Origin of the sequence: Yersinia entomophaga (assembly GCF_001656035.1) — a bacterium.
In the GTDB taxonomy this organism is placed as follows: Bacteria; Pseudomonadota; Gammaproteobacteria; order Enterobacterales; family Enterobacteriaceae; genus Yersinia; species Yersinia entomophaga.
In genome coordinates this window covers 1,765,716-1,780,355 of record NZ_CP010029.1, presented here as the reverse complement: position 1 = coordinate 1,780,355, position 14,640 = coordinate 1,765,716, and the positions used below count along the sequence as shown (strand labels likewise).

The window sequence follows — 14,640 nt, the reverse complement described above, 5'->3', positions numbered from 1 at the left end:
GAAATGACTGGGCATGATACTGAAACTCGGTTCAGTCTGCCAATAATTTGCTGATTAAAGCGTCATGCCGCTGTTTTTGGCGGTCTAAACGCAGTCGTTCGGCGCGAATAATGGTTTTCAAATCGGACAATGCCAAATCGAAATCATCATTTACGATTAAATAATCGTATTCCGCGTAGTGATCCATTTCTGCGACGGCCTGTGCCATTCGTTTGGCAATAACCTCTTCGCTATCCTGCCCACGGCCTCGTAAACGACGATCCAGCTCGTCTTTTGAAGGAGGCAGAATAAATATACTGCGCGCTGCCGGCATCTTTTTACGAATTTGCTGTGCACCTTGCCAGTCAATATCTAAAAAGACATCAACGCCGGTAGACAGAGTTTGCTCGATGGCCAAACGTGAGGTGCCGTAGTAGTTTTCAAAAACTTTGGCATGCTCAAGGAAGGCATCATCCTCAATCATCTGGCAAAACTCTTGTTCGGAAACAAAATAGTAATGCTCACCATGATTTTCACCGGGACGTTTTGCACGCGTAGTATGCGAAATGGATACCTGCGTGTCGTACAACGGCTGTGTTTTCAGTAAAGCCTGAATCAGGCTTGATTTTCCAGCCCCACTTGGAGCGGAAACAATGTATAGCGTGCCTTGAACCATGATGACGTTTCAGTTGATTAGGGTTGATGTATAAAAAGCAGAAGTGTGAATCTTCGCACAGTATACACGGGCTAACCGCGTCATGCAGCGTTACAACACATTTCACTACAAGGTTTCGTATTTAAAAAGCTCAAATTACATACTTTGCGTAGGGGATTCAGCAATTTCAAGTTGTTGCAGTAACGAAAAAAGTATTTTTCGAGATGTGCCGCATTTTCACTTTTGGGCTATTTAATTATTCGTTGCTAGCGGATTAACTCATGTTCACCAAGGACGGCGAGGGAAAGAACATGGATAAGTTAATCATATTGGGGATGCTCTTGGTTTCTATTTTCTATGGCAGATCGTCAGCTTCGGTAGATTGCCCGTCATGGACGCTCAGCGAATTCGAAACAGAGATCTCCAGACTGGAAAAGCAACTAGAAGAATGGGATGTCGCTTATTTTCAACAGGGTAATAGCCTGATTGAAGATGATATTTACGATCAGCTTAGGTATCGGCTCAATCACTGGGTGCGATGCATAGCAATACCCGAGAAAAGAGTTAATAACGCTCTTTCTCCTACCATCAGTTTGCAGAATAGATTATCTCATCCCGTTGCTCATACGGGATTAAAAAAACTCCATGGGAAAGGGGCTTTATCTGAATGGCTCGCCGAACGAAAAAACCTTTGGGTTCAGCCTAAAGTTGATGGTGTCGCGGTCACGTTAACCTATGTTCAAGGAAACCTGACGCAAGCGATCAGCCGAGGCGACGGTGCAGTAGGCCAGAACTGGACGGATAAAGTGAAATATATACCTGCAATTCCCCACTTTATTTCTCAGGCTCCGCCGTTACTGGTCCTGCACGGCGAACTTTTCCTAAAGGTAACTCACCATAAACAGAAAGAAGCTGGCGGTATTAATGCCCGGGCTTTGGTGGCGGGAGCAATGATGAAAAAGTCACCTTCGGCATTGTTGTCCGATATAGGTATTTTCATTTGGGCATGGCCTGATGGACCCGCGATTATGACCGAGAAGCTGCGTGAGTTACGGCGGATGGGATTTTCGCTGACTAAAGAGTTCAGTATGCCGGTCACTTCAGCGAGTGATATTGTTGCATGGCGACAACGCTGGTTTGAATCACCGTTGCCATTTGTGACCGACGGAATTGTTATCCGGCAAGAGCAAGAACCTGCGGGGCATCATTGGCAATCACAGCCCGGTTACTGGTCTATTGCCTGGAAATACTCTCCCTTTCAGCAAGTCACGCAGGTGAAATCAGTTAATTTCACCATAGGCCGAACAGGGAAGGTCAGCGCTATTTTATCTCTAGAGCCTATTCGGCTGGATGACAAATGGGTGAAAAATGTCAATGTTGGATCGGTTGAACGCTGGCGGTACTGGGACGTCATTCCCGGCGATCAAATAACAGTTTCGTTAGCGGGGCAAGGTATCCCTCGCTTGGATAACGTTGTCTGGCGAGTGGAGAATCGGCATGTCGTTAACCCCCCCGATTCCGCTTTATTTCATTCGTTAAGCTGTTTTCGCCGTCAACCCGCTTCTTGTAATGAGCAATTTATTGCCCGTTTGAGTTGGTTAAGTAGCCGTTCAGGACTGAATATGGCAGGTATTAGTACGGGTGTTTGGCAGGCCTTTATCGACCATGGCTTGATGAGTAATCTCGTTGAATGGCTTGAATTTACACCGGATGATATTGCCGCTGTACCAGGTATAGGAGCGGCGAAAGCAAAGACGATTTATCAACAGTTTCAGGTAGCAAGAGAGCGGCCGTTTGGCGAGTGGTTGGCGGCGTTGGGTTTCCCCAAGCTAGCTAAAAAAGAAGACTATCCAGAACGCTGGACAGATTTATTACGGCGCTCGAACCAAGAATGGCTATCTTTGGCGAATATAGGTAAGAAGCGTGTAAAACAAATAATGGCATTTGCCGCTGATTCGGAGGTGCGGCAACTTGTAGCTACGTTGTCGCACCATCAAATAAAGGGGTTTGAATTTATAGAGCGCTAGCAGCTACAGAGAATCAATGATCCTGATGCTCATATTTAAAGACGGGTAATCCTAAACGGTAACGCAAAGCAAGCAGCCGGGCAGTCAGGCCAGTAACCAATGTAATGATGACAACCCAATTATGAGAAAGCGGCGTGTACTGTAGAGCGATATAAATCCATGCTGCGGCAAAGGATACTCCAGCATAGATTTCTTTCTGAAAAACTAAGGGAATACAGTTACAAAGCATATCACGAAGTACGCCACCAAAGACACCGGTAATGACTGCAGCGATAGCGGCAATGATAGAGCTATGGCCCATATCTAACGCAATTTGTGCTCCGATAATTGAGAAAACGATGAGGCCGATAGCATCAAGTACCAGGAAAAGGTGACGTAAATGGCGCATCAGAGGTGCTACCCAGGTGGTTACTATTGCGGCGATAGCAACGATAACGATGTATTCAGGATTTTTGACCCAACCCAGCGGATAATGCCCTAACAACATATCCCTGACTGAACCACCGCCAATTGCCGTGGCGGAGGCGATAATAATGACGCCAAACATGTCCATTTGGCGACGGCCTGCTGCTAGCGCGCCGGTCATAGCTTCTGCGGTAATACCAATAATATAGAGAACGCTAAGTAACATAGTCTTTCACACAAGGGGGCGGCAAAAGATCAAGGGTAATGGCCGCACAATTCAAACGCGACTGAGATTTTCTAACCCTGTATGTTTTGCATTAGATTTATTAATCCGATGTGGGGTTTTATGCTATGTATTACAGTGGTTGGTTATTATTTCTATTGATGGGTGAGTTAGATTATTTAAACTCTGCATGGCGTAATGGCGTAATGGCGTAATGGCGTAATGGCGTAATGGCGTAATGGCGTAATGGCGTAATGGCGTAATGGCGTAATGGCGTAATGGCGTAATGGCGTAATGGCGTAATGATTTCGCCATTGCAGCAGTTAGCCGCTAAATGCTAATTTCATGCAGCGTCATTTTCTATTCTAAAGAGAATCCTATCTATATGGATAACAGCAGAAATTACTTATGTCGGCGTGCCGGCTTTATTCTAGGAATAATTGCTTCGGGGTTTATTTTAAACGGATGCGTTATACGTCCTGAGTCAGCGGCGAATTCGGCTACGATAAAGGCTGTTCCCTCTGTTTGTCAGCAGGGTGTTCCTATGGTGCAAACAACGCTTTATTTCGGTATGAATCGCCCGCAAGGCCCGGTGATTGCTCCCGCTGAGTGGCAATCATTTGTTGACTCAGAGGTTACTCCGAAATTTAAAGACGGATTAACCGTGTTTGAAGCCAAAGGGCAATGGCTGGGGCATGACGGGATAGTAGCAAAAGAAAATAGCAAAGCGCTGATGCTGATTCATGCCGAAAGCAAAGACAGTGATCTCGCGGTTAACTTGCTGAGAGATAAGTACAAGGCGCAGTTTTCACAAGAGTCAGTAATGCGTATTGATGCGCCCGTCTGTGTCGATTTTTAATCTTCAATGATGGCTGGCCTTCAGGCATTGCACTCTAAGGCCAACCGTTTCATCAAAGCACTAAACCAGCGATTGTTGCTGATAATAAACTAACCAATGTAGAGCCATAAACTAGCTTCAGCCCGAAACGGGAAACCACATTGCCCTGTTTTTCATTCAACCCTTTAATCGCGCCGGCGATAATGCCGATTGAGGCAAAGTTAGCAAAAGAGACCAGAAACACCGATAGAATGCCTAGGCCACGCGGGGACATATCAATCGCTATTTTTTTAAGCTCGATCATGGCAACGAATTCGTTAGACACTAATTTGGTCGCCATAATACTGCCTGCCTTTAGCGCATCCGGCGCTGGAATACCTATTAGCCAGGCAAGGGGGTAGAATACATAGCCGAGAATCTCCTGGAAGCTAACGCTAAATATGCTGGTAAACAAAGCATTAATAGCGGCGATTAGCGCAATAAAACCAATCAGCATTGCGGCGATGATAATGGCGATTTTAAATCCAGCCAGGATGTATTCCCCTAACATCTCAAAGAAACTTTGATCATCATGTAGCTTATTTAATTTTATCTCAGGCTCATCGCCCGTTGGGTAAGGGTTGATAATGGAAAGAACAATGAATGTGCTGAACATGTTGAGTATTAAGGCTGCCACAACAAACTTCGGCTCTAACATTGTCATATATGCGCTGACGATTGACATCGAAACAGTCGACATGGCCGTAGCGGCGAGCGTATACATACGGCGCTGAGAAATATCGGCAATCACGCCTTTATAGACGATAAAGTTTTCTGATTGGCCGAGAACCAAGGTGCTCACAGCATTGAAAGATTCAAGCTTTCCCATACCGTTTACTTTTGAAAGCACCGTACCTATACCGCGAATTACCCAAGGCAAGATCCGGAAATGTTGCAATATTCCTATTAAAGCTGAAACAAAAACAATCGGGCATAAAACATTGAGAAATATAAACGCGAGACCTTGTTCGTTCATATTACCAAATACGAAGCTGGTACCAATTGCGGCAAATTTCATCAACGTTTCAAAGAAACCAGCGAAGTGTTGAATCGCGCCAAGCCCAATGTCGGAATGCAGTAAAAAGTAGGCAAAGGCAATTTCAATAGCTAAAAGTTGAAGAATATACCGTAGGCGAATCTGCTTGCGATCATTGCTCGCGGCTAAGGCCAGTAGCGTGATGATTATCAAAGCCAAAAGAAAATGTAGTATTTGCAGCATACAAAGCCCATTTAACGTTAAGTGAAAATATTTCAGCATTCTATCCATAATGTCTTATAACTTTCACATAAAAATAACCTCAATGTTGGGCTTTATTAGATTGAATAGATTAATTTACAAGCCAAAGAAGTATAAAACTAATTCGATTAAAGCCTGTTGCGATGTAGAAAATGCCAACAAAATTTCCGAGGGTGGATTTTAAAACTGTGTTTTTATATTTAAATGTCGTATCTAACTGACCATTATTCTTTTATATATCGATATATCCTCCCTTTTTTCATCCAGTGACTCACTATTTATTTGCTTGCCTTATTTGAGGGGAAATCGACCTCAAGCAAGCTGAATTAGCCGAGAGGCTTACCTGTGTTGAAATCACTTATTGGATGGAATATATGAAAATGATTAATCTCCCAAGCTGCCGCCCATTTACCGAAGCTGGGCATCTATCGCAAGTCTCTGCTTATTATGAAGAAGAGCGAAATACCATGTGGATGCTGTTACGAGCGAATCCACGTCCGTGTTTTAACCTTGAGTTAATTGAAAATATTATGACACTGGCGCAGGCAGCAAAAGAGTCAAAACTGCCTATCGACTTCTGGGTTACAGGTTCGGTTGTTCCACATATGTTTAATGTTGGAGGTGATTTAAGTTTCTTTGCTCAGATGATAAAAAACCGCAAGCGTGAAACATTAATGGCTTACGCTAGAGCCTGCGTGGATTGCGTTCATTCCGCCTCCCGCGGGTTTGATACCGGAGCAATCTCAATCGCCATGATTGAAGGTAGCGCTTTAGGTGGTGGTTTTGAAGCTGCGCTGGCACATCACTTTGTTTTAGCGCAGACCACTGCCCGAATGGGGTTTCCGGAAATAGCCTTTAATCTGTTCCCAGGCATGGGAGGATACTCGCTGGTGGCTAGAAAAGCCGGTATGCGTGTTGCCGAGGAGCTTATCTGGAGCGGGGAATCACATGCGGCAGAATGGTATGAAAGTCGCGGATTGGTGGATAAATTATTTCAGCCGGGGGATGCTTATATGGCTACTCGCACCTTCATTGATACTATTCGACCAAAATTAAACGGTATGCGCGCAATGATACGAACACGCCAACGCGTTTTGCAGCTGACGCGTTCAGAATTGATGGATATAACCGAAGATTGGGTGGACTCTGTTTTCTCCATCGAAGCTAAAGATCTGGCTTATATTGAACGCCTGGTCATGCTACAGGATCGGCGTACATCCACCATGCCAAAAGCGATTTAGGTTAGGTTTTTCCCGTTAAATTACTTGGAAAGTGCGGGGTATGTTTGCTCAGCCAATGCTCCAGTTCTTCTGCGGGCATTGGCTTGGCATAAAGAAATCCCTGCTTTTCATCTATGCTCAACAAATCTAGGAAATTCTCTTCCTCTATTGTTTCAACGCCTTCTGCAATAACTCGCATTTGGAGCGTTTCGGCGACAACGGAGATTGCCTTAACTAAAGACTGCGCGACCTGATTTTTATCTATTCCGCGCACAAAGCTCTGATCTAATTTAATTGCATCAATAGGAATACGTGCTAACTGGGAAAGTGAAGAATAGCCGGTACCAAAATCATCCAGATGGACTTCAGCACCCAATTCTTTGAGCTTTTTGATAATGTTAATCGCTGCATTTTCATCATCAATCAGACAGCTTTCTGTTAATTCGACATCAACTAAGCTGGAGGTCAATTCACAGGTTTCCAGCGATTTAATAAAGCTGGTAATAATCGCTTCATTCACCAACTGGCGGGCTGAAACATTGACTGCAATTCTTAAATCTATGCCTTTCTTTTGCCAGTCAACGGCTTGCTGCATAGCCGTTTGTAATACCCATTGACCCAAAGGAGCAATCAAACCGGATTCTTCCGCATATGAGATAAACTCTTGCGGTGGAACTAAACCCCGCTCGGTTGATCGCCAGCGAACTAATGCTTCTACGCTGAGGACTTTACCGGTTCGAGTTGAGATTTTTGGCTGATAAAATACGACAAGCTGATGTTGTTCCAGGCCTTTACGCAGATTGGTATCCAGCCAAATGTATTCAGACACTTTCTTATTCATTTCCGGAGAAAAGACAGAATAAGTCCGTTTGCCAAGTTCTTTTGCCGTGTACATCGCGGTATCCGCGCTGCGGATGATATTTTCCAGCGTTTCGCCATGCTGTGGGCATAACGCAATCCCAATGGAACATCCGGTATAAACTTCAATCAATCCGATACGGAAGGGGGCTCGCATTTGGTCGAGAATACGTTGGGCGGCATTTTCGAGGGCAGAAAGCGTCGTATCTTCAATAAGAACGATAAACTCATCTCCCCCCAAACGGGCGAGCATTTCATCTTCTTTCAAGCAGCTCAATATCGAAAGTGACACATCTTTTAGCAGCCGATCGCCAAACATATGGCCATAGTGGTCGTTAACTCTTTTGAAGTTATCCAGATCAAGATAAATAATCCCTACGGCGTCGTCTCCGCGAGTTTGAATCGCACTGTTGATTCGCTCATGAATAGCGTGGCGGTTAGGCAAACCGGTAATCATATCGGTATTCGCCAGCACACGCAGGCGTTCCTGTGCTCGTCTCTCTTTAGTAATATCTGTACCTGAGCAGATTAAATAAAGTTCGTTTTTACCGCTGCCGCTGTGCACGAATTTATTACGAAAAAGAAACAGGCGTTTTCCTTTTACCGTGTTAACCCAGCGTTCCACTTCATAAGAAGCACCTCTTTTAAAAAAACCTTCAATGTTTTTACGCGAGGATGCGCCTTCTTTCTGTGTCATAAATAATTCAAAAACATTCTTACCGATGACGTCTTGTTCTTTTTTGCCAGTGTATTCTTCACTCAAACGATTAAAGCGTTGTACGGAGCCATTTTTATCCAGAATGACAATAACCGAGTTAGCTTCGGAAACGACTTGTTCGGCAAAGGACAATCCCATCACCAGATCGCGCGCGACAGCTTCAGTATCTGAATATGCTGAAGCTGTTCCTCCCCATTCCTTGTCATTAATTTTTCGTCCTACCAGATGCAAATGAACTGGATTGCCATAGATAGAAATACTGATTTCCAGGCTGGAAGTAATGGCTGTCAGTGCGCGGACTTTCGCTGTTTGAAGTGAATCAAGAGGAACGGCAATATTGGTCGTGCCTTTTACGGCGGAGAGTTCCAAGGCTTGGCTATCAAAAGCCAAGCGCCAATAGGGGCTATGGGTGCCAAAGTAAGTGTCCAGGATCGATGTGTCTTGATCTACGAACATGAGAGATACCCCGAAAAGTTCATATGCATCTTGGATACAGCAACCTGTATGAAAAGATACATTTCGCCAAGACATGCCCTGTCATAGTGATAATCTGCCGTACTGATTAATAGTAGTGCAGGATGATTAGGCTCAAGCCAATAAAATGTTTATTTAATTTCTTACTCTGCCTGACCATAAATAGTAGCCGTAAATGAACGAATTGCCTTTAGGCCTACGGATTTGTAGACTGACACAGATTGATTGGGAGGAATACTTGGAGAAAAACATTATTTTTTATTTGGTTACCTAAAATCCTAATGCAATAAAGAGCAATAAATCAGCGTTTGAAACACGCCTTTTTGACAGGTTTTTCCATTGGTTCTCTATAGATTATTCTACGATCTTTTTGGCTTAAAGATAAATTTAATATCGATTAAGATTATTAATTTAGCCATAGATACTACTGGTTCATTTTTTTGTTGCTGATTTATTAATTATGCTGCTTTTATAAACAAACTAATTGACCGAGATCTTCCAAAGAATTCGAATATTACTGACTTACCGAAGATGGGATATCCCTTATCTGGCCTATGAATTTTGAGAATACAGGTAATATTTTTTGCTATTTTATATCCAGTTTTGGACATAACTAATAATCAATTCTCTATCTGATTATTTCGTGCAAACTCAAGTCGTTTACCTGCATGAATCAGAAAATTGATCCACTGTTGAGCACCATTAGATAGATATTTTTGTCGATGGTGGCAGAGGCTTATCGAGCGGAAAAAACGGGTTTCTGTTTTGATTACTGAGAAATGGTCGTGAAAAAAAGGATTTTGGATGATAAGCCGGGAAGCGTAGGTGATTCCCAAATTTTGTTGAACAGAAAATAAAATTGAATCGAAAGTATCCAAAGATAAAATGACCTTCGGCTGCAATAACAATGGTGCCAGATGATTTTCAAAATAACTGCGGCTACCCGAACCTTGCTCACGCAATATCCATGACTGCTGACTCAATACTGAGAACGGGACTGATTTTTCGTATGCGAGAGGGTGATCTTTGGTTGCGATAACGACCATTTCATCTGTTAACCATGGGGTAGACAAGATATCTTTATTATTGATATTTCCCTCAAGAATAGCCAAATCTACTTCAAATTTGAGTAACTTACTCAGAATATCGTTAGTGTTTTCAATAGCTATTTTAGGCAACCAGTTATAGCTATTTCTAAACTCACCTAAAAGTGCAGGCAAAATATAGCTGCCAATGGTTTTACTACAACCCAAAAATAAATTGTGAACGCTGGCGCTGTCGGAAAATAATGTATTGATGTCTTTCATTCTTGAAAGCAGCTCATCAGCCACTGAGATTAATTTTTCCCCCTCCGGATTAATAAATATACGAGCGTGGTGACGATCGAATAGGGTTTGGCCCAGACGTTTTTCTAACTCAGCCAAGGTTTGAGAGACAGCTCCTTTCGTCATAAACAATTGGGAGGCTGCGACCGTTAAATTGCCGCTTTGCGCTACCGCTAGGAAAACTTTCAATTGCTTCAACGTGATATCCATTTGTTTATTTCTTCTAAACGCTAAGTCAATAAAAAAAGGATATCCTAAACAAAGGTGAGTATCTATATTTGCCCTATTCATTTATGTAGATTATGCTTTTGGCGGTAACATGTTAGAAATTATACATAGTAAAATCAGAGGATTACCGACGCCTATCGCCGGTCTGGCACTGGGTATTTCAAGTATAGGTTGGTGCCTGGAAAATGCATTACCCTTAAACGGTTTAGGTCAAAATATCGGGGCGATAATCGCATCGGTGCTGCTACTTGCCGTAGCCAGTAAATTTATTTTTCACTTCAGAGTTTTATTATCAGATTTAAAACATCCTGTGGTGGGTAGCGTGGTTCCTACCTTTACCATGGGGTGTATGGTGGTTTCCAAAGCCTTGGGCAATTTGAGTATGTTGGCGGGTGAGATCTTGTGGTCACTGGCGGTAGTAGTGCACCTGATTTTTCTTGCGGTATTTATTTATCATCGGATCCAAGAAATAGAAATGCATCATATGGTGCCGAGTTGGTTTGTTCCGCCCGTTGGGATTATTGTGGCTGACGTTGCGGTGCCTAATCAGGCCTTTATGGGTGTTGCGTATTTATTGTTAGTCATCGGTATGTTGAGTTACGCATGTATGCTGCCGCTGATGATCTATCGTTTTATGTTCTGCCGCGAAGTTCCGGATGCAGCGAAGCCAACCATTGCGATTATGGCTGCTCCTGCGAGCCTTAGTTTGGCAGGTTATTTAACCGTAGTGCCAAATCCTTCTTTACTGGTATGTGCATTACTGTTCGGTATTGCGATATTAATGACTTGCGTAATTTACATGTCATTCTTCCGTTTACTAAAATTGCCGTTTAGCCCGGGTTATGCTGCGTTTACCTTCCCAATGGCAATTGGTGCGACAGCGTTATATAAATTAGCGGATTTGGTGAGCAAGTATGAATTAGTACAAGATTACAGCTACCAACTTTATTATCTGGCTACCTTTGAGGCTGTCGTCGCTACCCTGATTATTACGTATGTCGCCATACGCTACATGTTTAACTACAGCGTATTTAATTGGAACTTACGTTTTATCGGTGAATAAAGTCAATCTGGATATTAATGAGCCCGTAATCTGGACTGTCCAACTTTTTATAGGGTCAGTCCAGATTACGGGCTTTAGAGGCTTTCTATTATCTTGCCATGCGGTGAGAAGTTACTCGATATTCTGAATCTGCTCGCGCATTTGCTCTATAAGTACTTTCAGTTCAATTGCTGAATTGGTGACTTCCGCATTAATAGATTTTGACGCTAGCGTGTTCGATTCACGGTTGAATTCTTGCATCATAAAATCAAGACGGCGACCAACGGCCTCTTTCTTCTTTAGAATATTATGCGTTTCTCTCACGTGAGCTTCCAGGCGATCCAGCTCTTCAGCGACATCGACACGCTGCGCCATCAGCACCAACTCTTGCTCCAGACGGGTGTTTTCCAGTTGAACCTGTGCTTCTTCCAATTTGCTTAGCAGACGCTCACGCTGCCACTGCAAGATGTTTGGCATATGAGCTCGGACTTTAACCACTTCTGCGCTTACGCCATCCAGGCGCTGCTCAATCATGGCTTTCAGCGCTGCACCTTCAGATTCGCGGGCAACAATAAAGTCATCGAGAGCAATATCCAGCGCTTGCATCAGTTCGGTGCTAATAGCATCCAAATCCTGTTCTTCAGCAGACATCACTCCCGGCCAGCGCAGCACATCCAGCGGATTGACTTCGCCTTCGTCGCTTTGCATTTTGACCCAGTTCGCCGCTTCAACCAGCTGTTTAGCCAGTTTTTCGTTCAGGATCAGTGAACTTTGTGCTGTAGGATCCATCTCGAAGCGCAGATGGCATTCAATTTTGCCTCGAGTCAGACGGGAGCGAATACGCTCGCGAATGACCGGTTCCAGACTGCGGAACTGTTCTGGCAGGCGAATGTAGGTTTCTAGATAACGTTGGTTAACGGAACGCAGCTCCCAGGCTGCGCTGCCCCATTCACCCTTAATATCACGCCGGGCGTAGGCGGTCATGCTGCGGATCATCGTTGCGTACCCGTTTCAAAGAAAAGATGCAGGGATTATAGCCTCGCAGCCTCAGGCAGGATAGGCATTACATCACTAAGGCCGTATAATGCGCGACCAATATCGATTTAACGCCGGAGAATTCCCATGCGCCCAGCAGGCCGAGCACTAGAACAAGTACGTCCATTAACCCTGACCCGTAATTATACGAAACACGCTGAAGGTTCCGTGTTGGTTGAGTTTGGCGATACCAAAGTATTGTGCACCGCGACCGTTGAAGAAGGCGTACCGCGTTTTCTTAAAGGGCAGGGACAAGGGTGGATCACCGCTGAATACGGTATGTTGCCGCGTGCAACGCATAGCCGTAACCCGCGCGAAGCCGCTAAAGGCAAGCAGGGTGGCCGTACATTGGAAATCCAGCGTCTGATCGCCCGCTCACTGCGTGCGGCGGTAGATCTGAAAAAACTGGGTGAATTCACCATCACTTTAGACTGCGACGTGATTCAGGCTGACGGTGGCACTCGTACTGCGTCTATCTCCGGTGCCTGTGTGGCACTGGCCGATGCGCTTAATGCATTGGTTGCCAAAGGTAAACTGAAAGCTAACCCGATGAAAGGGCTGGTCGCCGCTGTCTCTGTCGGTATCGTAAAAGGTGAGGCCCTGTGCGATTTGGAATATGTGGAAGATTCTGCAGCAGAAACCGATATGAACGTGGTGATGATGGAAGATGGTCGAATGATTGAGGTGCAAGGCACCGCAGAAGGCGAACCGTTCAGCCATGAAGAGTTGCTGGCGTTGCTGGCTTTGGCGCGGGGAGGAATAGAAACCATCTTCCAGGCGCAGAAAGCGGCGTTGGAACAATAATTTTTATAAAGGCGACCTGATAGTCGCCTTTTTTATACCCGGTTGCCTGAGAGCATTTTATCGAGGATAGATGCGGTAACTGACCACAGCAGTCACTAATCTGGAAAGGAGATACACCAATGAAAGCCTATCAGCGCGATTTTATTGAGTTTGCGCTTAACAAACAGGTTTTGAAGTTCGGCGAGTTTACCCTGAAGTCAGGGCGGATCAGTCCTTACTTCTTTAATGCAGGACTGTTTAACACCGGGCTGGATCTGGCGTTATTGGGGCGTTTTTATGCGGCAGCCCTGATGGATTGTGGCGTAGAGTTTGATCTGCTGTTTGGCCCTGCGTACAAGGGGATTCCTATTGCTACCACAACGGCGGTAGCATTGGCAGAACACCATCAGCGCGATGTTCCTTACTGCTTTAATCGTAAGGAAGCGAAAGATCACGGTGAAGGTGGCAGCCTGGTGGGAAGCCCGTTACAAGGGCGTGTGATGCTGGTTGATGATGTGATTACCGCGGGTACCGCTATTCGTGAGTCCATGGAGATTATCGGCGCGCAGGGCGCTTCTCTGGCGGGCGTGATGATTTCGTTAGACCGTCAGGAACGTGGCCGCGGTGAAATTTCAGCTATTCAGGAAGTGGAACGGGATTATCACTGCAAAGTCATTTCTATCGTGACTTTGAATGATTTGATTACCTATCTGGAAGAAAAACCGGAAATGGCCGATCATCTGGCCGCGGTTCGTGTTTATCGCGAGAATTACGGCGTTTAAGCCATTTTGCTGAAAACAAAGTGCAAAGACGAAAGGGCCAATTGGCCCTTTTTACTTTTTGCGGTGACTGACTATTGGCCGTCACCTATTGTAATTGCGCCATCACTAGCGGCCAGCGGGCATCGAACTCTTGCGTTGGCAAATAGCGGAATTCGGAGCGAACAAAGCGAGACAGCATCCCTTCACAAAAAGCCAGCAATTGCGTCGCCAGCAGGGTTTCATCATGTGCAAAGCCCTGACCTTCCCGTAGCTTTCTTTCTCGTAATACCTGACGTAGCTGAGCTTCAATACGTTCAAATAGCTGATTAATCCGGCCCTGTAAACGATCCTGCTCAAACATCAAAGCATGTCCGGTCATAATTCGGGTTAGCCCTGGATTGCGTTCGGCAAACCCAAGAACCAGCAATAGAATAAGCCTGAGACGATTAAAAGTTTCTTTTTCGTCTTGCAGAATTAAATTAATGCGGGACATAAGACTATCTTCAATAAACTCGATCAGGCTATCGAACATCTTGGTTTTGCTGGGGAAATGCCGATATAGCGCAGCCTCAGAAACACCAACGTTGGCGGCAAGCTTCGCGGTGGTGATCCGCTGGCTGCCATCGCTGGATTCCAGCATTTGCGCCAAAGCTTGCAATATTTCCTCGCGCCGATTCCTTTTCGTATTTTCTTTCTCTGCCATGTCCGATTAGACCCTTGCTAAAAATGACTTAATTAACAAAAACCTGAACACCGGCCGCGCTGGATACAATGCCCAGGCGGCTTATGTGAT

The 14,640-nt window shown here is 44.8% G+C and carries 14 protein-coding genes; 6 read left to right on the top strand and 8 right to left on the bottom strand.

Translation table 11 applies throughout. The features are described from left to right. Positions 1–31: 31 nt before the first annotated feature. Complete coding sequence (gmk, locus tag PL78_RS08120; RefSeq protein ID WP_049601430.1) at positions 32–655, bottom strand: guanylate kinase; 624 nt, start codon at positions 653–655, stop codon at positions 32–34. Between the two features lie 290 nt (positions 656–945). Between gmk and ligB the strand changes: the two genes are divergently transcribed. Continuing rightward, positions 946–2,661, top strand: a complete 1,716-nt coding sequence (gene ligB / locus PL78_RS08115; RefSeq protein ID WP_084414378.1) for an NAD-dependent DNA ligase LigB — start codon at positions 946–948, stop codon at positions 2,659–2,661. A gap of 13 nt (positions 2,662–2,674) precedes the next feature. Here ligB and PL78_RS08110 read toward each other — a convergent pair whose 3' ends face one another. Next, positions 2,675–3,292: a trimeric intracellular cation channel family protein gene (locus PL78_RS08110; RefSeq protein WP_049601436.1), complete on the bottom strand. Its 618-nt coding sequence runs from the start codon at positions 3,290–3,292 to the stop codon at positions 2,675–2,677. Between the two features lie 123 nt (positions 3,293–3,415). Then, the gene (locus tag PL78_RS19955; protein ID WP_084414305.1) at positions 3,416–3,604 is read right to left on the bottom strand and encodes a hypothetical protein; all 189 of its coding nucleotides are present in this window, start codon (positions 3,602–3,604) and stop codon (positions 3,416–3,418) included. Positions 3,605–3,674: 70 nt separating this feature from the next. On the opposite strand from PL78_RS19955, the gene PL78_RS08105 reads away from it, so the two are divergent. Further along, positions 3,675–4,148: a DUF3574 domain-containing protein gene (locus PL78_RS08105; protein WP_064514628.1), complete on the top strand. Its 474-nt coding sequence runs from the start codon at positions 3,675–3,677 to the stop codon at positions 4,146–4,148. A gap of 52 nt (positions 4,149–4,200) precedes the next feature. Here PL78_RS08105 and PL78_RS08100 read toward each other — a convergent pair whose 3' ends face one another. Beyond that, complete coding sequence (locus PL78_RS08100) at positions 4,201–5,385, bottom strand: NupC/NupG family nucleoside CNT transporter (protein ID WP_064518324.1); 1,185 nt, start codon at positions 5,383–5,385, stop codon at positions 4,201–4,203. A 392-nt stretch (positions 5,386–5,777) separates the two neighbouring features. On the opposite strand from PL78_RS08100, the gene PL78_RS08095 reads away from it, so the two are divergent. Then, positions 5,778–6,644 (top strand): crotonase/enoyl-CoA hydratase family protein, encoded by an 867-nt coding sequence (locus PL78_RS08095; RefSeq protein WP_064514627.1) that lies wholly within the window; start codon positions 5,778–5,780, stop codon positions 6,642–6,644. 1 nt (position 6,645) lies between these two features. Here the strand turns inward: PL78_RS08095 and pdeR are convergent, their stop codons facing one another. Both pdeR and PL78_RS08085 read right to left on the bottom strand, forming a co-directional pair. Beyond that, positions 6,646–8,655, bottom strand: a complete 2,010-nt coding sequence (gene pdeR, locus PL78_RS08090; protein ID WP_064514625.1) for a cyclic di-GMP phosphodiesterase — start codon at positions 8,653–8,655, stop codon at positions 6,646–6,648. Between the two features lie 638 nt (positions 8,656–9,293). Further along, a complete protein-coding gene (locus tag PL78_RS08085; RefSeq protein ID WP_064514623.1) occupies positions 9,294–10,208 on the bottom strand; it encodes a LysR substrate-binding domain-containing protein in 915 nt (304 codons plus the stop codon). A 109-nt stretch (positions 10,209–10,317) separates the two neighbouring features. Here PL78_RS08085 and PL78_RS08080 point away from each other — a divergent pair, with 109 nt between their 5' ends. Then, on the top strand, positions 10,318–11,289 hold the full coding sequence (locus tag PL78_RS08080; protein WP_064514622.1) for a TDT family transporter: 972 nt from the start codon (positions 10,318–10,320) through the stop codon (positions 11,287–11,289). Between the two features lie 111 nt (positions 11,290–11,400). Here PL78_RS08080 and PL78_RS08075 read toward each other — a convergent pair whose 3' ends face one another. Beyond that, positions 11,401–12,264 carry a YicC/YloC family endoribonuclease gene (locus PL78_RS08075; protein ID WP_064514620.1) on the bottom strand — a complete coding sequence of 288 codons (864 nt, stop codon included), beginning with the start codon at positions 12,262–12,264 and terminating at the stop codon, positions 11,401–11,403. Positions 12,265–12,390: 126 nt separating this feature from the next. Between PL78_RS08075 and rph the strand changes: the two genes are divergently transcribed. Next, positions 12,391–13,107: a ribonuclease PH gene (rph, locus tag PL78_RS08070; protein WP_049601453.1), complete on the top strand. Its 717-nt coding sequence runs from the start codon at positions 12,391–12,393 to the stop codon at positions 13,105–13,107. 119 nt (positions 13,108–13,226) lie between these two features. Then, positions 13,227–13,868, top strand: coding sequence for an orotate phosphoribosyltransferase (pyrE, locus tag PL78_RS08065; RefSeq protein WP_064514618.1), 642 nt, complete (start codon positions 13,227–13,229; stop codon positions 13,866–13,868). 85 nt (positions 13,869–13,953) lie between these two features. On the opposite strand, the gene slmA is transcribed toward pyrE, so the two are convergent. After that, the gene (gene slmA / locus PL78_RS08060; RefSeq protein ID WP_049601457.1) at positions 13,954–14,550 is read right to left on the bottom strand and encodes a nucleoid occlusion factor SlmA; all 597 of its coding nucleotides are present in this window, start codon (positions 14,548–14,550) and stop codon (positions 13,954–13,956) included. Positions 14,551–14,640 lie beyond the last annotated feature (90 nt).